The organism is Micromonospora sp. NPDC007220 (genome assembly GCF_040634035.1).
Classification (GTDB): domain Bacteria; phylum Actinomycetota; class Actinomycetes; order Mycobacteriales; family Micromonosporaceae; genus Micromonospora; species Micromonospora reichwaldensis.
Genome location: NZ_JBEYEU010000019.1, coordinates 44,017 through 64,086, shown reverse-complemented (window position 1 = coordinate 64,086; position 20,070 = coordinate 44,017). Strand labels below are relative to the sequence as shown.

The window sequence follows — 20,070 nt, the reverse complement described above, 5'->3', positions numbered from 1 at the left end:
GTGCGGCCGTCACGGCCTCACCTGACCGCGCCGGCGGTGAGGCCGGCGACGAAGTAGCGCTGCAACGCCAGGAAACCGGCCACCACCGGGACGCTGACCACCAGCGACGCGGCCATCACCTGGTTCCAGTAGACGTTGAACTGGGTGGAGTAGCCCTGGAGGCCGACGGCGAGGGTGCGGCTGCCCTCGTCGGTCATCACCGAGGCGAAGAGCACCTCGCCCCAGGCGGTCATGAAGGCGTAGACGGCGACGGCGACGACGCCCGGCACCGCCGTCGGCAGGATGACCCGGAACAGCGTGCGGAGCGGGCCGGCGCCGTCGACCTGGGCCGCCTCGTCGAGGCCGCGGGGGATCGAGTCGAAGTAGCCGACCAGCATCCAGATCGAGAACGGCAGGGAGAACGTCAGGTAGGTGATGATCAGGCCGGTGCGGCTGGCGTACAGCTGGATGCCGGTGGCGGTGCCGAGGTTGACGTAGATCAGGAAGAGCGGCAGCAGGAAGAGGATCCCGGGGAACATCTGGGTGGAGAGCACGGTCACCGAGAACAGCCCCCGGCCGCGGAAGCGGTACCGGCTGACGGCGTACGCCGCGAAGATCGCCACGGTGACCGAGAAGACCGCCGCCACGGTCGAGACGACCAGGCTGTTGACCAGGTAGCGGCCCAGCGGCACGGTCGACCACATGTCGACGAAGGCCTGCGCGGTCGGGCGCCGGGGCCACCAGGTGAAGGCGCCCTGCACGTCCTGCAACGGCTTGAGCGCCGAGCTGAGCATGACGTAGAGCGGGACGAGCACGAAGAGCGCGAGCAGGGTCAGCACGATCCGGCGGGCCCAGCGCTCGGCGGCGGTCTCACGCATCGTTCCTCCGACGGTTGGTCAGCAGCAGGTACCCGGCGGTGACCAGCAGCAGGAACAGCAGCAGCAGCACCGACATCGCCGATCCGGCCCCGAAGTCCCAGGTCTTGAAGGAGCTGCGGTAGATGTGCAGGGAGATGAGGTTCGCCTGCTCCGGCGCGGAGCCGCCGAAGAGCACGTACGGGGTGTTGAAGTCGTTGAAGGTCCAGAGGAAGAGCACCAGCACCAGCACCAGGTTGACCGGGCGCAGCATGGGCAGCGTCACCGAGCGCAGCCGCCGCCAGAATCCGGCCCCGTCCATGGCGGCGGCCTCGTACAGCTCGCCGGGGATGTTCTGCAGGCCGGCCATGACGCAGAGGAAGGCGAACGGCCAGGACCGCCAGACCGAGACGGTCAGCAGCGCGACGAAGCTGTTCTCCCCGATCAGCCAGAACGGCCGGTCGTCGAGGAGGTGGAGCTGGTCGACCAGCACGTGGTTGACCAGGCCGGTGTCCCGCTGGAAGAGGAAGCTCCAGGTGATCACGGCCGTGTAGACGGGCAGCGCGTACGGGGTGAGGAAGAGCGCGCGCAGCACGGCCCGGCCGCGGAAGGGGCGTTGCAGCAGTACGGCGGCGGTGGTGCCGAGCACCCAGGAGAGCCCGACCGAGGCCACCGTGTAGCCGACGGTCACCCCGAACGAGTGCAGCAGCTGGGCCCCGACCGCCGAGTCGACGTCGAGCACCACGCGGTAGTTGTCCCAGCCCACGAAGGGCGCGGTGGACCAGTCGCGGATGTGGAACTGGGTCAGCTCCCGCAGGCTCATCCACGCCCCGACGAGCATCGGCACGACGTGGACCGCCAGTTCCAGCACGACGGCCGGGGCGAGCAGCAGGTACGGCAGCAGCGACCGGCGGCGCCCGGGCGACCGGCGTCGCACCGGGGCCGCGCGGCGGGCGGGCCGCTCCGGTGCGGCGACGTCCCGGGCGGACGTGGTGGTGGCCATCGTGGTCCTCTCGCTGGGTGGCCGTGGGAGGGTCGGCGTCCCTCCCACGGCCACCGGTCCGGCGGGTCAGCGCATCTGCTGCTGGGCCCGGGTCAGCTTCTGCCGGACGCTCTCCTCGGTGACCGGTCTGCCGCTGGCGGCGTCGGCGAAGAGTTCCTTGATGGCGGTGCCGACGAGGGTCTCGAAGGTGCTCTCGTCGGGCACCTGCGGCAGCGGCGCCGCCGTGGTGGCGAGGGTCTGCTGGAGCACCTTCTGCTCCGGCGCGGCGAACGCCGGGTCGCCGGCGACGGTGGCGACGGCGGGCAGCGAGCCGTACGTCCTGTTCAGCGCCACCTGCTCGGCGTCGCTGGTCATGAACTTGACGAACTCCAGCGCGGCGTCGGTGTTCTTGGTGTGCTTGAACACCGCCATGTTGATCCCCGCGACCATGCTGTTGACCTTCTTGCCGCCGGCCGGCGGGGCGGCCGGGAACGGCACCGGGGCGATCCCGTACGCGTCGGGGGCCATGTTCTGCGACTTCAGGTTGGACCCGGCGGCCTGCCAGAGCAGCATGGCGGCCTTGCCGTTGGCGAAGTCGGAGACCGACTGGTTCTGCGCGTACTCGGCGTTGCTCGGGTTGACGATCCTGTCGACGGCCATCAGGTCGACGTACCGCTTGACGGCGGTGACGTTCTGCGGGGTGTCGAAGGTGGGCTTGCCGGCGGAGTCGAACCACTCGCCGCCGTACTGCTGGCTGAAGGTGAAGGCGTGGTGGGCGTTCTCCGACGGGTTGGCGCCCTCGACGGCGAGGCCCCAGCGGTCACCGCCGGTCAGCTTGCGGCCGACCTCGGCCACCTGCTCCCAGGTGGTGGGCGGGCTGGTGACGCCGGCGTCGGCGAACGCCTTCTTGTTGTAGTAGAGGGCGTAGGCGAGGCTGTAGAGCGGCACCGCGGCCGGCGGCTTGCCGGGCGCGCCCGCGGCGGCCAGCGCGGCGGGCACGAACCGGTCCTTCCCGCCGACCTTGGCGAGGGTGGCGTCGTCGAACTCGACAAGCGCTCCGGTGGCCTGCAACGACGCCGACCAGGTGTTGCCGATGTTGACCACGTCCGGGCCCTGGCCGGAGGTGGCGGCGGTGAGCAGCCGGTTGAGCAGGTCCGACCAGGGCACCACCTCGACGTTGACCTTGATGCCGGTCTGCTGCTCGAACTTGTCCAGTTCCGGCTGGAGGGTCTGCTTGTCGGCCTCCAGGCTGGCGCCCTGGTTGCTGGCCCAGTAGGTGAGGGTCTTGCCGGCCGCGCCGGAGGAGTCCCCGGAGTCGCCGCAGGCGGTGAGGGTGGTGGCGGCCAGCACGGCCGCCGTCAGTATCGCGAGGTGTCGTCTCGACACGTTCGGCCCTTCCGTTGCACGTGGTGGGGGTCGCCGGCGTCGCGTCGGGAAACGGGGTGAGGGCGCCGGCGGACGGTGGGCGGGGCGCGCCGGCGGGGGCCGACGGCTCGACAGTTCCATCACGACTTAATGAATGTGGTCATTAAAGTGGTTGGCCGAGGGGCCGTCAAGCACGGGGTCGTACAGTCGCTCCCGAGGGCCGAGGGGATCGAGGTGGCAGGTGGAGTTGGCGCGCGCGACCAACCGGGGCGTCCGGCTGCGGAACCGGTCCGCCCTGCTGTCGAAGGTCTTCCTGGACGGCCCGCTCACCCGGCAGGCTCTGGTCCGCAGCACGGGGTTGAGCCAGCCGGCGGTCAGCAACGTGGTCGCCGACCTGATCGACGAGGGGCTGATCGCCGAGGCGGGCGCCGCCGAGTCCGACGGCGGCCGGCCCAGCATGATGCTGCGGGTCGCGCCGCGCTTCGCGTTCGTCATCGGGGTGGACGTCGGGGAGACCCGGGTCCGGGTGGAGCTGTTCGACTTCGCGATGGCCCAGCTGGCCAGCGTCGCGTACCCGCTCGATCCGCGGCGGACGGAGCCGGCGGAGGTGGCCGGGCACGTGCTGGCCGGCATCGACGCGGTCACCGCCCGGGCCGGGGTGGGCGTTGACGAGGTGCTCGGCGTCGGCATCGGCGTCTCCGGGGTGGTCGAGCAGGGCCGGGAGGCCGTGGTGCACGCCCAGTCGCTCGGCTGGGACCGGGTGCCGTTGGAGCGGCTGATCGCGGCGGGCACCGACCTGCCGCTGCACGTCGACAACGGCGCGAAGACGCTCGGCCAGGCGGAGATGTGGTTCGGCGCGGGCCGGGGGGCCCGGCACGCCGTCTTCGCGCTTGTCGGTTCGGGGGTCGGCACCGCGGTGGTGACCAACGGGGTGACCTACCGGGGCGCCTCCAGCAGCGCGGGGGAGTGGGGGCACACCACCCTGGTCTACGGCGGGCGGCCCTGCCGCTGCGGAGCCCGTGGCTGCCTGGAGGCGTACGTCGGCGCGGAGGCCGTCATCGACCGCTACCGTGAGGCCCGGGGCGGCCACCCGGTCCCGGGCGACGACGAGGAGTCCCAGCTGGCGGCCCTGATCGACGCGGCCGGCACCTCGGCCGCCGCGCGGCGGGTGCTGGACGAGACGGCCGAGTACCTGGGCGCCGGGGTGGCCAACCTGATCAACCTGTTCAACCCGGAGCGGGTCGTGCTCGGGGGCTGGGCCGGCATGGCGCTGGGCGGCCTGCTGCCGGCCGTGCGGGAGGCCGCCGGCCGCCAGGCGCTGCGCCAGCCGTACGAACAGGCCTCGATCGAGCTGGGTCTGCTGGGCGTCGACGCGGTGGCGCTCGGTGCGGCGACGCTCCCGATCGCCCGGCTGCTCACGGCCGGCGGGGTGCGGTCGGCGAATCGGCGGGTTACCGAACAAATCGAACTTCACGGATAAATAACAGCGTTATTTATCGATGTCTTGACGGCTGCGCGACGACGCCGCAACACTCGGACGAGAGCGCTCTCTCTCGTCCCGGCACCGTCCGGCGTCGCCGCCCCGCAGTGCCGCGGCCCCCTTCGTCATCCCGTCACGCCCGAGGTCCGCCACCCTCTATCGACAGGCGAAGTCATGACATCTCGCGCTACATCCGTACGCCCGACGCCGCCGCCAGGGCGACCCGCCCGGCGGCTGCTCGTCGGCCTCGCGCTGCTCCTCGTCGCGGCGCTCACCCCCGCCGCCGCGACGCCCCCGGCGCAGGCCGCCCCGAGCCTGCTGTCCCAGGGGCGGCCCGCGACCGCCTCGTCGACGGAGAACGCCGGCACCCCGGCGTCCGCCGCGGTCGACGGCGACACCGGCACCCGCTGGGCCAGCGCCTTCAGCGACCCCCAGTGGATCCAGGTCGACCTCGGCACCCGGGCCACCCTCAGCCAGGTGGTCCTGTCCTGGGAGGGCGCCTACGGCCGGGCCTTCACGATCCAGACCTCCGACGACGGCGCGGCCTGGACCACCGTGCACAGCACCACCGCCGGCACCGGCGGTACCCAGACGGTGAACGTGACGGGCGCCGGCCGGTACGTCCGGATGCACGGCACCGCGCGCGGCACCGGCTACGGCTACTCCCTCTGGGAGTTCCAGGTCTACGGGGAGGCCGGCGGCACCGCGCCGACCTGCGGCAGCGCCAACGTCGCCCAGGGCCGGCCGGCCACCGCGTCGTCGGTGGAGAACGCCGGCCTCCCCGCCTCGGCGGCGGTCGACGGCAACCCCGGCACCCGCTGGGCGAGCGCCGCCGCCGACCCCCAGTGGCTGCGGGTGGACCTGGGGGCCGTCCGGTCGATCTGCCGCGTGGTGCTGACCTGGGAGGCCGCGTACGCGCGGGCGTTCCAACTCCAGACCTCGGCCGACGGCAACGCCTGGACCACCGTGTACGGCACCACCACCGGCGCCGGCGGCAGCCAGTCGCTCGCCGTCACCGGCAGCGGTCGCTACCTGCGGGTGTACGGCACGGCGCGCGCCACCGCGTACGGCTACTCGCTCTGGGAGCTGGCGGTGAACGTGACCGGCGGCGACGCCCCGCCCGTGGAGCCCACCGACCCCCGCAACCCGAACCTCGGGCCGAACACCTTCGTCTTCGACCCGTCCACCCCGACCGCCACCATCCAGAACCGGCTGAACACGCTCTTCACCGAGCAGGAGCGCAACCAGTTCGGCCCCGAGCGCTACGCGGTGCTGTTCAAGCCCGGCAGCTACACCGCCGACGTCAACCTCGGCTTCTTCACCCAGGTCGCCGGGCTCGGCATGAGCCCCGACGACGTCAACCTCAACGGGCACGTCCGGGTCGAGGCGTTCTGGATGGGCGGCAACGCCACGCAGAACTTCTGGCGGGCCGCCGAGAACCTCGCGGTGACCCTGCCGGCCGGGGTGAGCGTGGAGCGCTGGGCGGTCTCGCAGGCCGCGCCGTACCGGCGGATGCACCTGCGCGGCGCGCAGAACCAGATCCAGCTCTGGAACGGCGGCGACGGCTGGTCCAGCGGCGGCCTGATGGCCGACACCAGGATCGACGGCCTGGTCGTCTCCGGCTCGCAGCAGCAGTGGTACTCGCGCAACAGCGAGTTCGGCAACGGCTGGACCGGCTCGGTGTGGAACATGGTCTTCCAGGGCGTCACCGGCGCCCCGCCGCCGCACTTCCCGAACCCCTCGCACACCGTCATCCCGCAGACCCCCCAGGTACGCGAGAAGCCGTTCCTCTACGTCGACGGCACCGGCGAGTACCGGGTCTTCGTGCCGGCGCTGCGCACCAACTCCACCGGCACCAGCTGGTACGGCAGGACCCCGGCCGGCACCTCCATCTCGCTCAGCCAGTTCTACGTCGTGCGGCCGGGCACCGGCGCGGCCACCATCAACGCCGCGCTCGCCCAGGGCCGGCACCTGCTGTTCACCCCCGGAGTGCACCACGTCACCGAGCCGATCCGGGTGGACCGCCCCGACACGGTGGTCCTCGGCCTCGGCCTGGCGACCATCCAGGCCGACAACGGCACCGTCGCGATGCGGGTCGCCGACGTGGACGGCGTGAAGGTGGCGGGCATCATGTTCGAGGCCGGCCAGGTGAACTCGCCGGTGCTGATGGAGGTCGGGCCGCCCGGCTCGGCGGCCAGCCACGCGGCCAACCCGACCTCGCTGCACGACGTCTTCTTCCGCATCGGCGGGCCGGGCGTCGGCCGGGCGACCAACACGTTGACCGTCAACAGCGACCACGTGATCGGCGACCACATGTGGCTCTGGCGCGCCGACCACGGCGACGGGGTCGGCTGGGCGGTGAACACCGCCGACACCGGCCTGACGGTCAACGGCGACGACGTGACCATGTACGGCCTCTTCGTCGAGCACTACCAGCGGTACCAGACCGTCTGGAACGGCAACGGCGGGCGGACGTACTTCTACCAGAACGAGATGCCGTACGACCCGCCGAACCAGGCCGCCTGGATGAACGGGGCCACCCGTGGCTACGCGGCGTACAAGGTGGCGGACGGGGTGAGCAGCCACCAGGCGTGGGGGATGGGCAGCTACTGCTACTTCAACGTCAACCCCGCGGTCGTCGCCGATCGGGCCATCGAGGCGCCGACCAGCCCGAACGTCCGGTTCACCAACATGGTCACCGTCTCCCTCGGTGGCGTGGGCACGATCAACCGGGTGGTCAACGGCACCGGCGGCACCGCCAACGCGGGCAACCAGCAGGTATACCTGACGAACTATCCGTGACCCGTACGGCGGCGGGCCCGGCCGGAGCGTCCCGGCCGGGCCCGCCCCCGCTTCCGGTGCCGCCCGGCGACCCCGGAACGGCCCCGCGAGATGGCCGGCGTCACTTCACATAATAAAACATTGCAGTACCTGCAAGATCGCTAGTAGTGTCCGGCGCGTGAATCCCGCCGGCACCGAACCCGCTCCCGGGCGGCGCGACCGCAAGAAGCGCCAGACCCGGGCCGCGCTGACCGAGGCGGCCCTGCGCCTGGTCGCCGAGCGCGGCCTGGCCCAGGTGACGGTGGAGGAGATCAGCGAGGCGGCCGACGTCTCCCCGCGCACCTTCTTCAACTACTTCGCCTGCAAGGACGACGCCCTGGTCGGCGACCAGGCGGGCGACGCGGCGCGCCTGGTGGCCCGGCTGGCCGCCGTGCCGCCCGAGGTGCCGGTGCTGACCGCGCTGCGGACGGCCCTCGACGAGGTGATCGACGAGGTACGCGCCGAGCGCGAGCTGTGGTGCCTGCGGATGGACGTGGTGGCGCGCAATCCCGCGCTGCTGCCCCGCCTGCTGGCCGGCAACGCCGAGACGGAACGCGCCATCGTCGAGGTCGTCGCGGCGCGGGTGGGCGTCGAACCCGACCACGGCTACCCGGCGCTGGTCACCGCCGTGACGGGCGCTGCGCTGCGCCACGCCATGACCCGGTGGGCCGCCCACCCCGACCGGCCGGACCTGGCCGACCTCGTCGACGAGGCGTTCGCCGCCCTCGCCGCGGGGCTGCCGCAGCCCGACCGGCCCTGACCCGCAAGCCCCTTCCGGGAAAGGTGCCCGGGAGGCCGTGAAACCCGTACCCGGTAAGGAAGGTCCATGACCGCCACCGTGCCCGCCGAGCCCCTGAAGGTCGGCGCCGGCCGCATGTCCCGCCGCGAGGTGCTCCAGGCACTCTCCGGCCTGATGGTCGGCATGTTCGTGTCGATCCTCGCCTCCACGGTCGTGGCGAACGCGCTGCCGCGCATCATCGCCGACCTGAACGGCACCCAGACCGTCTACACGTGGATCGTCACCACCGAGCTGCTGGCCATGACGGCGACCGTGCCGCTCTGGGGCAAGATGGCCGACCTCTACAACAAGAAGCTGCTGATCCAGCTCTCCCTCGGCCTCTTCGTGATCGGCTCGCTGATCGCCGGGCTCACCCCGAACGTCGAGGTGCTCCTGGTCAGCCGGGTCGTGCAGGGCATCGGCGCCGGCGGCATGACCGCCCTGGCCACCATCGTGATGGCGGCCATGATCCCGCCCCGCGAGCTGGGCCGCTACGCCGGCATCTTCGGCGCGGTCTTCGGCGTCGGCACCATCGCCGGGCCGTTGATCGGCGGCGTGCTGGTGGACACCTCCTGGCTCGGCTGGCGCTGGTGCTTCCTGATCGGCGTCCCGTTCACCCTGCTCTCCATCTTCCTGCTCCAGCGCACCCTGCACCTGCCGGTGACCCGCCGCCGCAAGGTGAAGATCGACTGGCTGGGCGCGCTGCTCATCACCTCCGGGGTCTCCACCGTGCTGGTCTGGTCGTCGCTGGCCGGCAACAAGTTCGCCTGGGCCTCGGGCTGGACGGCGCTGATGGTCGGCGGCGGTCTCGCCCTGCTGGCGCTGGCGATCTGGGTGGAGTCCCGCGCGGACGAGCCGATCGTGCCGCTGGACATCTTCCGCAACCGGACGGTCTCGCTGACCACCATCGCCAGCATCCTGGTCGGCGTGGCGATGTTCGGCGGCACCGTGTTCCTGTCCCAGTACTTCCAGCTCTCGCTCGGCAAGTCGCCGACCGTGGCGGGACTGATGAGCCTGCCGATGATCCTGGGCCTGCTGGTCTCGTCGACGGTCGCCGGCCAGCTGATCACCAAGTACGGCCGCTGGAAGCGTTACCTGGTGGCCGGCGCCGCCGTGATGGTCGTCGGCATGCTGCTGCTGGCCACCATCGACGCCGAGACCAGCATCCTGCTGCTCAGCGTCTACATGGCGGTGCTCGGCATCGGCGTCGGCATGCTCATGCAGAACCTCGTGCTCGCGGCGCAGAACGACGTGCCGGCGCACGAGCTGGGCGCGGCCACCTCCGTGCTGACCTTCTTCCGCAGCATGGGCGGCACGATCGGCGTCAGCGCGCTCGGCGCGGTGCTGGCCAACCGGGTCGCCTCGCTGAGCGCGGAGAAGCTCGGCCCGCTGGCCGGCGGCGCCCCGGGCGGGGAGGGCTCCACCGAGGTGCCCGACCTGTCCGCACTGCCCGAGCCGGTGCTGAGGATCATCCAGGACGTGTACGGCACCGCGACCGGCGAGCTGTTCCTGGTGGCCGCCCCGTTCGCGGTGCTCGCCCTGGTGGTGGTGCTGTTCATCCGGGAGAAGCCGCTGCACACCCTCAGCGGTGAGGAGCGGCGGGCCAAGGAGGAGGCGGCTGCCGTCCTGCCCGGCGTGCACTGAGCCACCCGTGCAGGGGCGGTCCGGCCTGTGCCGGGCCGCCCCTGCTCCACGTCCGGCGGCGTGCGTGCGCCGGTTCGCCGGCCCGCTCCGCGCTACGCCGGCGGAGGCGGCGCGGGGGCGGCCACCGTCGCGTGCACCGGCGCGGCCAGCGGCACCGGCCGGCGTACGGGCGGCCAGGCGGCCGGGATGCGTTCCAGGACCCCGCCGGCGAAGACGTCCCGCAGGCCGAGCGGCTTGAGGTGGACGTACCCGATGTGGCAGTCGCAGACCGCGTTGCCGCACGGGCGCGGTCGCAGGGCCGAGCGCCACGACCCGTCGTAGAGGTTGCCGATCGGCTCGTCGATGAAGTGACAGCGGCGCACGGTGCCGTCGCCGCGCACCGAGATCGCCGTCTCGCCCGCGTGGCACGGACGATCGAGCGACACGTGCGGGCGGACGCTGTAGCCGAACAGCGGATCCAGCTCCGTCCAGGTCGCCTCCTCGGCCGCGTCGTAGCGCCGGCCCTCGGCGGCGTTCACCCACAGGTAGACCTCGGCGGGCAGGGCGGCGCGCAGCGCCCGCGCCTCGGCGAGGTGCTCCGGCAGGCCGACCACCCCGACCGAGTACCGGACGCCCAGCTCGGTCAGCCGGGCGCAGCGGCCCAGGAAGCGGTCCCGGTCCACCTGGCCGGGGTGGTAGGTGGCCCAGAGGGCGGCGGCGCGCGGGTCGGCGTCGGCCAGCCAGTCCACCCGGGCGGCCAGGTTGGTCTGGATGACCACCCGGTCGACGTGCGGCAGGTGCGACAGCGACACCATCGCGTCGCGGTACCAGCGGCGGGTCAGCCCCTCGCCCCACGGGGTGAACAGCACCGACAGCCGCACGTCGGAGGTGGCCGCCACCCAGCCGGCGAACCGGTCCAGCGCCGCCCGGTCGGCGCGCAGCAGCTCCGGCGGGTCCCGCCGCTTGGCGAACGGGCAGTACGGGCAGTCGTAGTTGCAGCTCGCCAGGGGACCCCGGTAGAGGATCGCGAGGTTCACCTCGGCACGTACCCGGTCATCGCGTCGCGTACCCGGGCCGAGGTCAGCCACGGGCCGATCGCGTCGGAGCGGGCCAGCCCGGCCGGCGTCAGCCGCAGCCCGCCGTCGCCGGCCCACCCCCGCTCGGTCAGCGTGCCCAGCTCCGGGAAGTCGTCGCCCGGAAGCGCGCCGAAGCGGGCCCGGTAGGCCGCCGCGTCGACCCCCTCGGCGCGCAGCAGCGACTTGAGCAGCCACCGGCGGCGCTGCTCGGCGCCGTCGAGGGCGAACCCGAACTCGGCGAAGCGGAAGTCGTCGGCCGGGCGGGCCAGGTAGTCGTCGAGCACCGCGCGCACCTGCGACACGCCGACCGCGTAGTCGAACGAGTAGTGCAGGGACGTGGTGTAGGAGCGGGCGCCGCAGCCCAGACCCACCATGCCGTCGTCCTGGCAGCAGTAGTCCGGCCCGTCCGGGGTGGGCGCGTCGGCGCGGCGGAACTGCCGCATCGACTCCTGCCGGTAGCCGGCCGCACCCAGCGTCGCCACCGCCTGCTCGTAGAGGGCGAGCCGCTGGGCGTCCCAGTCCGCGCGGCCGTGCGCCCGCCGCCCGAGCCCCGTCAGCGGCCGCACGTACAGCGGGTAGAGGTACAGCTCCTCGGGCCGCCACGCCAGGGCCGCGTCGAGGCTCTCCCGCCAGGTGTCGGCGGTCTGCCCGTCGATGCCGTAGATCAGGTCGATGTTGAGCACCGGGATCCGGGCGTCGCGGATCGCGGCCAGGGCCGCCTCCACCTCCGTGCGGCGCTGCGGCCGGCCGGCGGCGCGGGCCTCGGCGTCGAGGAAGCTCTGCACGCCGATGCTCACCCGGGTGGTGCCGTGCGCGGCGAGCACCGCGAGCCGGTCCGGCGTCGCGGTCGCCGGCGAGGTCTCCACCGACAGCGGTACGCCGGGCAGCCGGGCGCCCATCGCGGTGGCGATGCCGAACAGCTCGGTCAGCTCGTCGGCGGTCAGGTAGGTGGGGGTGCCGCCGCCGAGTGCGGCGCGGGCGTAGCCGGCGTCGTCGCCCAGCGCGTCGGCGACCCGTCCCGCCTGCCGGCGCAGCTGCCGCAGGTAGTCGGTCACCTGCTCGGCGGGCGCGTTGGCGCGGGTGAACAGGTTGCAGAAGCCGCAGCGCATCTCGCAGAACGGCAGGTGCACGTAGAGGAAGAGCGCCTCGCGCGCCTCGGCCCGCCACACGTCCGCCAGCAGCGGGCGCGGTCGCAGCGGCCGGTAGGAGGTCTTGTGCGGGTACGCGTAGAGGTACTGCTGGTACGGCGAGCCGTCGAGGCCCGTGTCGGTGCTGGTCACCATTCCCCCGGTCGCAGGACGAAGTGGGCGTACGGGACCGTCCACACCACGTCGTGGCCGATCCGGTGGCCGGTGTGGCCGTCCTCCCCGTAGGCGGTGCCGTGGTCGGAGCAGACGATCGCGAACACCGGCCGACCCCGGCCGGTGAGCAGGGCGAACAGCCGGTCGATCCGGCCGTCGACGTACTCCAGGGCGGCGGCGTGGCTGGCCAGGTCGTCGACCTGCGCCCCGGGCAGGTGGTGCCGGTTGGGCTGGTGCAGGGCGGCGACGTTGAGGAACGTGAACAGCGGCTGCCGCGCCGGCACCCGCGGCAGCACCTCGGCCAACCGGTCGAGCTGCGCGTCGAGGCAGGTGGGGGAGGTGACCCCGAACTCCGGCTCCCAGTGCGCCTCGGCGAACAGGCCCGGCAGCACCGCCCCGAGCGGGCTGCGCCGGTTGAAGAAGCCGACCCCGCCCAGGCAGAGCGTGTGGTAGCCGACGTCGGCGAGCGCCGTGGGCAGGTCGGGCGCGTCGAACACCCAGGTGTCGGCGCCGGACGTCTCGCTGCCGGGGAACGCCGCCGCGTACAGCCGCTCGTGCCGGCCGGGGGTGACCGGGGTGGGCAGGAAGCCGGCGAAGAACGCGTGGTGCGCGGCGTAGGTGAAGCTGGCGGGGGAGTGCCGTTGCTCCCACCGCCCGCCGGGCAGGGCGCGCGCCAGGTGCGGCGTGCGCCCCCGCGCGGCCAGGTCGGCGGCGACGTCGTGGCGCAGCGTGTCGAGGGTGAGCAGGAGCAGGTCGTGGCTGCCGATCAGACTGCGCACGCGAGCACCTCCCGCCCGACCGCGCCGGCGGGCCGTGCCGCGTCGTCGCCCGGCGGTGTCCGGCCGGCAGCCGACCGCCAGCGGTCCCACCGGCCGTCGGTCAGGGCGCGCACCTGCTCGGCGTAGGTGTCCCGGCCGTCGGTGAGGACCCCCGGCAGCAGGTCGCCGAAGGCGTTGACCTCGGCCACCGCGTGGCGCCGCCAGCCGAGCAGGAACATCAGGTCGATGCCGACCTGGAGGCTGCGGGGGAAACACGCGGCCGCCCGCTCGCACGTCTCCATGGCCGCCGCCCACGCCGCCGGCCCGGCCGCCGCGCGCAGCTCGGCGAGGTCCCCGCGCGCGTTGCCCAGGTGCAGGTTGGTCAGCGGCCCCCGGGCGGCGCGCACCACGGCGTGGGTGGGCCGGCCCGCGATCGTCACCACCCGCAGGTCGACCACCCGGTCGCCGAGCCCCGCCTTGGGCAGCCACCGCTCCACGTGCAGGCCGTCGGCGGCGATCCGGTCGACCATGGCGGCGACCTCGGCCTCGTCGGTGTAGCGGCGGGGGCGCAGCGAGTTGAACAGCCCGTCCGGGGCCGCCTCGATCGTGGTGACCGCCTGCACCCGCCCCCGGGCCACGGCCAGCGCGACGACCCCGGCGGCCGACGAGCCGTGTGCGGGCTTGACGAACACGCGGCTCCAGCGGGCCGCCGCCATCGCCGCCCGCAGCTCCTGCCACCCGTGCACCGGGGGCAGCGCGGCCGGCACCGGCACCCCGGCGGCTGACAGCCGGGCGTGGCAGCGCCGCTTGTCGCACAGCACCGCGACGTCCGCCGGGTCGTTGAGCAGCTCCGCGCCGCCGGCGGCGACCCGGTCCAGGCCCCGCAGCAGCCCGGCGTACGTGTCGGCCAGGCCGATCAGCTCGCCGTGCCGCGCCGGCGAGGTGGACCGGCGCAGCAGCCGGTCCACCTCGGCGTCCTCGCCGGGCGAGTCGACCCGTACCAGCGCGCCGGCCCCGGGCGGCGCCGCGCCGGCCAGCACGTCGACCCAGGGCAGCACCTGCGGCCGGGGCAGGCCGGCGGCGAGGACCGCCCGGGTGAACAGGCCGACCCGACGGTTGCCGGGGTTGCCGACGACGGTCAGGCGCATGTCACTCCGACACCGCCGTGTAGCGGTAGCTCTCGCCGTCGTACTCCTCGGGCTCCTGCGGGTCGGAGTCGTCCACCGCGACGCCCGGCAGCGCGGCGACCAGCGACGCGGCGGTCTCCTCCGTCAGGTAGTGGTGGGACAGGTCCAGCTCCGCCAGGTGGGTCAGCGGCTGACCGGCCAGCAGGGCCGCCGCGCCCTCGTCGCCGAGCGTGCCCATCGACAGGTCCAGCCGTCGCAGCCGGGACACCACCGGCGCGGACGCCAGCGCCCGGGCGAGGTCGTCGGCGATCTCCGAGTTGCACAGGCCGAGCCGGCGCAGCTGCGGGAACCGTTCCCCGGCCAGCAGCGGGGCGAGGTCGACGACCTGCGTGTCGCCGCCGTAGTCGGAGGTGCCGAGCCACAGCTCCAGGTCGGTCAGCGCGGGCAGGTCGGAGTCGAGCACCGCGCCGACGAACGCCCGGGACAGCCCGCCGCTCTCCACCGCCAGCTCCCGCAGCCGCGCGTGCCGCACGGGGGAGAACGCGAAGTTCTCGCCGCCGCGCACCCGCAGCACCTCCAGCGCCGGGTATGCCGTCAGCAGCGCGCTGACGTCGCCCACCCTCATCCAGGAGACCTCGCACTCCTCGGAGGTGATGTCACCGAGGAAGAGCGCGCGCAGGGCGGGCAGGCGCGCCGCCGCCGCGCAGAGTTGCGCGATCGGGGCGGGATGGAACGCCGCGTAGCCCCAGGAGCCGACGACCAGGGACTCCACGGACGGACCGGCCTGCGCGACGAACCGGTCGAACGCGTCGCGGAACTCCGCCGAGAGCGAGTTCTCCGTGGTCTCGTCGTCGAAGTGCCAGTGGGCGATCCGCCACGAGACCGGGCCGTCCACCGTGGGCAGCGGCCCGTCGGCGGGGACGTCCACCACGGGACGGCCGGCGAAGTGGCGCGCGTGGGAACCGAAGGCCATCTCGCTCACTCCCCGACCGCGGTGTAGCGGTAGACGGTGCCGTCGTAGTCCTCGGCGACCTGCGGGTCGGACAGGTCGACCCGCGCCCCCGGCAGCGCGGCGACCACCGCGGCGGCCGCCTCCTCGGAGAGGTAGTGATGGTGCAGGTCGAGGTGCCTCAGGTGGGTCAGCGGCTGCCCGGCCAGCAGCGCCTTCGCGCCCTCGTCGGTCAGGGTGCCCATCGACAGGTCGAGCGCCTCCAGCCGGGGGACGACCGGCGCGCTGGCGACCGCCGCCGCGACCGCGTCGGCGATCTCGGCGTTGCACGCCGCGAGGTGACGCAGGGCCGGCAGGCCGGCGCCGGCGAGCACCCCGGCCAGGTCCTCGGCGCTCGCGTCGCCGCCGTAGTCCTTCCTGCCGAGCCACAGGTCCAGGCGGTGCAGGGCCGGCAGCTCGCACGCGCCGACGGCCCGGACTACCCCGGCCGGCAGCCCGCCGGACTCGAAGCGCAGCTCGCGCAGCCCGGTGTGCCGGACCGGCTCCAGCCGCAGGCCCTGCGCCCCGCGCACCCAGAGCACCTCCAGCGACGGGTACGCCGCGAGCAGCGGCGTGATGTCGCCGTGCATGAGCCAGGAGATCTCGCACTGCTCGTAGGTCAGGTCGGCGAGGAAGAGCGCCCGCAGGCCGGTCCACTCCCCGGCGGCCTCGACCAGCGCCTCGATCGGCAGGGGCCGCTCGTACGCCTCGCCCCACTCGCCGATCACCAGGGCGCGCACCGCGTCGGCCGGCACCTGCTCCCGCAGCGCCCGGACGAGACCGAGGAACTCCTCGGGATCCGCGTCGAAGTCCTCGACCTCCAGCCGCCAGGCGACCGCCGACGGATCGTCGGGGAGTGTCATCCCCGGGGTGAAGGGCACTGTCGGTAATCCGACGAACGACGACACGTGCGAGCTGATCACGCCTACCTCCGGTCCGACTGGTGCAGCGGCGGCGCGACGGTAACAGGTCCGCCCGACAGGATGATCAGTGCGCCGACCGCCGGTCGGTCAGAGCCCGAAGAAGTCGAGGTAGGCGTCGATCTGGTGGGCGAGCATCGGCTCTCCCGGGTGCGCCCGCAGTCCCCGGGCCCGTGCCTGGGCCAGCAGGAGCGTCTCGGCCGGCGTCATGATGATGTCGGCGACCACCGCGTGCGCCGGCAGGTCCGCCACCGCGAACGGCGGCGGGTCGTCGGGGCCCAGCCCCAGGGGCGTGGCGTTGACCGCGAGGTCGGCGTCCGCCAGTCGCGGTCGCGCGGTCGCGCCGACCCGGCCGGGGTACGCGGCGGACAGCCGCCGCCGCAGCGTCTTCAGCCGGTCCGGGTCGGTGTCGCTCAGCCGCAGTTCCGCCACGCCGGCGTCGAGCAGCGCCACCGCGATCGCGCTGCCCGCCCCGCCCGCGCCCACCACGCACGCCCGGCGGCCCCGGGGATGGTGTCCGGCCCCGGCCAGCCCGCGGACGAACCCGTCGCCGTCGAAGGTGTCCGCGGTCCACGTCCCGTCGGGCTCGCGCCGCAGCGCGTTGGCGCTGCCGGCCAGGCGGGCGCGGTCGCTGGCCCGGTCGGCGAGCTCCAGCACGGCGGCCTTGTGCGGCACGGTGACCAGCATCCCGTCCAGGTTCGCCACCCGTTGCAGCCCCCGCACCACCTGGGTGAGGTCGGCCGGCGCCGCGTGGACCGGGACGAGCACCGCGTCGGTGCCGCGCCGGGCCAGCACCGGGTTGAGCAGCCCGGGGGCGCGCACCTGGGCGATCGGGTCGCCGAGCAGCGCGTACACCCTCGTGGCGCCGCCTATCTCGGTCATGGGCGTCTCCGCGGGCAGGGGGCGTCCGGCGTGGCCGGACCGGGGCGGTGCCGACCCTACGCGACGGCGGCACCCGCCCCGGCGCGGGCACGGCGGCAGACGCGCCGCGCCCACCCGCCGGAATCGGTCGGGTGGGCGCGGTGTGCTGGTGTCGGCGGGTGCTCAGCCGCTGGACGACGGCCTGCGGATCGCGTCGCGGACGCGGTCGATGACCGCCAGCGCCGGTCCGGCCGCGAGGTTGCCCTTCGCGGACTGGGCGCTCGGGTGCGGGCGCGTCGGCGCGGTCGCCTCCGCCATCCGTACGGCGCCGGCCATCGTGCGCAGCCGGTCGGCGGGCACGTGCTGGCGCAGCAGCGGGAACTCCTGGCGTTCCTCGTAGCGGGCGTGCGTGAGCACCGCGTCGCGCAGCAGGATGATGCCGGTGTCGAAGCCCTCGGCGTCGACACCGCCGGCGATCAGGGTCTTCAGGGTCTCCTTGGCCTGACGCTCCTCGGCGAGGCGTTCGTCGACCATGGCGTCGCCGCCCCCGCCCGGCAGCGTCCGGGCCAGCGGGTGGACGACCTCCTCCTCGGCGGTCTCGTGCGCGGCGAGGAGCTTCACCAGGTCGTCGAAGGCGTCCCGGCGGGTCTCCCCGGTGCTGCCGATGACCAGCAGGAACAGCTCCTCGATCCGCGCGTGCTGGGCCAGCAGCAGGTCGACGACGTCGTCTTCGGGGCCGCGCGTGGCCGGGGCGCCGGTGTCAGGCATGGCTGCCTCCCCGCGCGCGCAGCGACTCCACCGGGTGGGGCCCCTCGGTCTCGACGCGGTACTCGTCGCCGAAGCGCTCCCGGTGCATGTCGATCACCTGCTCGCTCGGCGGCTTCTGCCCGTCGTGCAGCTGCTGCTGCATCGACTCGAAGCGCTCGTGCGCCTCCCGCACGTACCCCTCGCCGAGCTTGTTCAGGTCGACCTGGGTGGCGAGCAGGTGGCGCAGGTACTCCTTGTTCGGCTCGAAGGTCAGCGGCTCGGGCAGGCCGGCGCCGCCCACGATCTCCTCCGGCTCCCGGCCGTCGTGGCGGCGCAGCAGGTCGGCGGCCTGTTGCAGGTGCGCCAGTTCCATCTGCAGGTGCAGCTCCCACACCGCCTTGATGCGGGGGTCGCTCTCCTGCTGCATGAAGGAGTAGTAGAGCCAGCACTCGTTGTACTCGTGGGTGAGCAGCCGCTCCCACCAGTTCTCGCCCGGGTCGAGCAGCGACTCGTAGTGCGTGACGTGCTCCTGCTCGATGAGGCTGATCTCCTGGTAGAGCTGTCGCGCGATCGGCTCCATGTACTGCGGACCGACGTTCATGTAATAGAACATGACCTGCTGCTCCGCCGACAGGATGGTCAGCGCGTGCAGCTTGGAGCGGGGGTCGACGCTGTTGCGGTCGTACGGGGTGCGCACCTCGTCGAACGGGTGCCGGTGCTCGGCGACGGTGGGCCGGCCGGGCATGACCTCGGTCAGGCCCTGCACGATCTTGTCGGCCTTGCGGCGTTCCACCATCTCGTAGAGGTTGGCGTAGCGGTAGAGGTGGTCGAAGTCCTCCAGCACGCCGAACTCGTAGCTCTGCTTCAGGTACGGGTCGGGCTCGTGCCGGGCCACCCACGCGGTCAGGTCGACGGCCACCTGCTCGTAGCCGAGCGTCGTCTCCAGCACGCTCGCGGCGCCGGGCAGCAGCCAGTTCACCACCCGCTGCTGCTGGCTCTCCAGGTAGCGCACGTACGCCAGCTGCCGGCGGACCTCCTGGTCGGGGCAGTTGCGGGCGAACTGGTGCTGGAAGTTGATCGCCTCGACCTCGATGCCGTTCATGGTGATGATGCGGCAGCGGGTGTACGGATCGACCGCCTCCGGGTCGATCGGCTCCACGTTGAGTTCGCGCCAGTTGCGGATCTGGCTCTCCAGCGGGATTCCTTTGTGCTCCAACGGGTTGAACACGGCGTCTCCTTCTTCGGCCGGGGTGCCAAATGCCCTACCCCGACAGTCCGGGCGAAAACGGCCGGCCCGATTTTCCCGGGCCGGACTGGTGATTTCACCGATGCGCCGCCGTCGACACCGCCGAAGACTGATGCATGTCGATATGCCCCGTCCCGTAGGGAGTGCCCGACGTGTCATCACCAACCACCACCGCCCGTACCCGTCCCGTCGCCCGCCTCGCCGGCCTGGCCCTGGCCGCCGTCCTGGCCACGGCGGGCGCGCTGGCCGCCCCGCCGGCCGCCCAGGCCGCCGCCAACCCGTACGAGCGCGGCCCCGCCCCGAGCGTCGCCCTGCTGGAGGCCAGCCGCGGCCCGTTCGCCACTTCGTCGCAGAACGTCTCCTCGCTCAGCGTCACCGGCTTCGGCGGGGGCGTCATCTACTACCCGACCAGCACCGCCGAGGGCACCTTCGGCGCCGTCGCCATCTCGCCCGGCTACACGGCCGCCTGGTCCAGCATCGACTGGCTCGGGCCGCGGATCGCCTCGCACGGCTTCGTGGTGATCGGCATCGAGACCAACACGCGCCTCGACCAGCCGGACAGCCGCGGTCGGCAACTGCTCGCCGCGCTCGACTACCTGACGCAGCGCAGCTCCGTACGCAGCCGGATCGACGCCAGCCGGCTCGCCGTCTCCGGCCACTCGATGGGTGGCGGCGGCAGCCTGGAGGCCGCGGTCTCCCGGCCGTCGTTGCAGGCCGCGGTGCCGCTCGCGCCGTGGAACCTGGACAAGTCCTGGTCCGACGTCCGGGTGCCGACCCTGATCATCGGCGGGGAGAGCGACAGTGTCGCGCCGGTCTCGTCGCACTCGGAGCCGTTCTACACCAGCATCCCGGCCTCGTCCGAGAAGGCGTACCTGGAGCTCAACGGGGCCAGCCACTTCTTCCCGCAGACCGTCAACACGCCCACCGCCCGGCAGGCGGTCGCCTGGTTGAAGCGGTTCGTCGACGACGACACCCGCTACGAGCAGTTCCTCTGCCCCGGCCCGAGCGGCTCCGCGATCCAGGAGTACCGCAACACCTGCCCGAGCGCCTGACGCTCCCCGGGGCGGCCGTCACCCCCGGCCGCCCCACGGCGCATGGCTGCCCGGTCGGTGCAGAAACCGTCGGCCGCCGCCCAGGTCCGGGCGGCGGCCGACGAGCGTGCCCG

At 73.3% G+C, this 20,070-nt stretch carries 17 protein-coding genes; 5 read left to right on the top strand and 12 right to left on the bottom strand.

The features are described 5' to 3' along the window. Positions 1-17 precede the first annotated feature (17 nt). The 3 genes from ABZ573_RS25125 to ABZ573_RS25115 form a co-directional block, all read right to left on the bottom strand. Entirely contained in the window at positions 18-857 is an 840-nt protein-coding gene (locus ABZ573_RS25125) for a carbohydrate ABC transporter permease (RefSeq protein WP_132238333.1), read from the bottom strand. Further along, positions 850-1,836: a sugar ABC transporter permease gene (locus ABZ573_RS25120; RefSeq protein ID WP_327028784.1), complete on the bottom strand. Its 987-nt coding sequence runs from the start codon at positions 1,834-1,836 to the stop codon at positions 850-852. Before ABZ573_RS25120 ends, ABZ573_RS25125 begins: the two co-directional genes overlap by 8 nt. A gap of 66 nt (positions 1,837-1,902) precedes the next feature. Next, positions 1,903-3,201 (bottom strand): sugar ABC transporter substrate-binding protein, encoded by a 1,299-nt coding sequence (locus tag ABZ573_RS25115; RefSeq protein ID WP_151453920.1) that lies wholly within the window; start codon positions 3,199-3,201, stop codon positions 1,903-1,905. A 220-nt stretch (positions 3,202-3,421) separates the two neighbouring features. Between ABZ573_RS25115 and ABZ573_RS25110 the strand changes: the two genes are divergently transcribed. The 4 genes from ABZ573_RS25110 (at position 3,422) to ABZ573_RS25095 (ending at position 9,902) form a co-directional block, all read left to right on the top strand. After that, positions 3,422-4,660, top strand: coding sequence for an ROK family transcriptional regulator (locus ABZ573_RS25110; protein ID WP_358121400.1), 1,239 nt, complete (start codon positions 3,422-3,424; stop codon positions 4,658-4,660). 174 nt (positions 4,661-4,834) lie between these two features. Further along, positions 4,835-7,462, top strand: a complete 2,628-nt coding sequence (locus ABZ573_RS25105) for a discoidin domain-containing protein (protein WP_358121397.1) — start codon at positions 4,835-4,837, stop codon at positions 7,460-7,462. Positions 7,463-7,619: 157 nt separating this feature from the next. Next, a complete protein-coding gene (locus ABZ573_RS25100; RefSeq protein ID WP_358121395.1) occupies positions 7,620-8,240 on the top strand; it encodes a TetR family transcriptional regulator in 621 nt (206 codons plus the stop codon). A gap of 66 nt (positions 8,241-8,306) precedes the next feature. Next, positions 8,307-9,902 (top strand): MDR family MFS transporter, encoded by a 1,596-nt coding sequence (locus ABZ573_RS25095; RefSeq protein WP_151453916.1) that lies wholly within the window; start codon positions 8,307-8,309, stop codon positions 9,900-9,902. A 92-nt stretch (positions 9,903-9,994) separates the two neighbouring features. Here the strand turns inward: ABZ573_RS25095 and ABZ573_RS25090 are convergent, their stop codons facing one another. The 9 genes from ABZ573_RS25090 to ABZ573_RS25050 all read right to left on the bottom strand — a co-directional run bounded on the left by ABZ573_RS25090 (position 9,995) and on the right by ABZ573_RS25050 (position 18,887). Next, the gene (locus tag ABZ573_RS25090) at positions 9,995-10,918 is read right to left on the bottom strand and encodes an STM4011 family radical SAM protein (RefSeq protein WP_151453915.1); all 924 of its coding nucleotides are present in this window, start codon (positions 10,916-10,918) and stop codon (positions 9,995-9,997) included. After that, positions 10,915-12,237 (bottom strand): STM4012 family radical SAM protein, encoded by a 1,323-nt coding sequence (locus ABZ573_RS25085; protein ID WP_358121393.1) that lies wholly within the window; start codon positions 12,235-12,237, stop codon positions 10,915-10,917. Before ABZ573_RS25085 ends, ABZ573_RS25090 begins: the two co-directional genes overlap by 4 nt. Next, positions 12,234-13,037 carry an STM4013/SEN3800 family hydrolase gene (locus ABZ573_RS25080; protein WP_327028779.1) on the bottom strand — a complete coding sequence of 268 codons (804 nt, stop codon included), beginning with the start codon at positions 13,035-13,037 and terminating at the stop codon, positions 12,234-12,236. The genes ABZ573_RS25085 and ABZ573_RS25080 overlap by 4 nt, the downstream gene beginning before the upstream one ends. Then, a complete protein-coding gene (locus tag ABZ573_RS25075; RefSeq protein ID WP_192581343.1) occupies positions 13,025-14,164 on the bottom strand; it encodes an STM4014 family protein in 1,140 nt (379 codons plus the stop codon). Before ABZ573_RS25075 ends, ABZ573_RS25080 begins: the two co-directional genes overlap by 13 nt. A gap of 1 nt (position 14,165) precedes the next feature. Further along, on the bottom strand, positions 14,166-15,116 hold the full coding sequence (locus tag ABZ573_RS25070) for an STM4015 family protein (protein WP_327028778.1): 951 nt from the start codon (positions 15,114-15,116) through the stop codon (positions 14,166-14,168). Positions 15,117-15,121: 5 nt separating this feature from the next. Next, positions 15,122-15,994: an STM4015 family protein gene (locus tag ABZ573_RS25065; RefSeq protein WP_192581346.1), complete on the bottom strand. Its 873-nt coding sequence runs from the start codon at positions 15,992-15,994 to the stop codon at positions 15,122-15,124. Between the two features lie 147 nt (positions 15,995-16,141). Beyond that, complete coding sequence (locus tag ABZ573_RS25060) at positions 16,142-16,933, bottom strand: shikimate dehydrogenase (RefSeq protein WP_358121390.1); 792 nt, start codon at positions 16,931-16,933, stop codon at positions 16,142-16,144. A gap of 162 nt (positions 16,934-17,095) precedes the next feature. Next, a complete protein-coding gene (locus ABZ573_RS25055) occupies positions 17,096-17,680 on the bottom strand; it encodes a hemerythrin domain-containing protein (RefSeq protein ID WP_151453909.1) in 585 nt (194 codons plus the stop codon). Continuing rightward, positions 17,673-18,887, bottom strand: coding sequence for a hypothetical protein (locus ABZ573_RS25050; protein ID WP_151453908.1), 1,215 nt, complete (start codon positions 18,885-18,887; stop codon positions 17,673-17,675). Before ABZ573_RS25050 ends, ABZ573_RS25055 begins: the two co-directional genes overlap by 8 nt. A 170-nt stretch (positions 18,888-19,057) precedes the next feature. Between ABZ573_RS25050 and ABZ573_RS25045 the strand changes: the two genes are divergently transcribed. Next, positions 19,058-19,957: an alpha/beta hydrolase gene (locus ABZ573_RS25045; protein WP_151453907.1), complete on the top strand. Its 900-nt coding sequence runs from the start codon at positions 19,058-19,060 to the stop codon at positions 19,955-19,957. Positions 19,958-20,070: the final 113 nt, after the last annotated feature.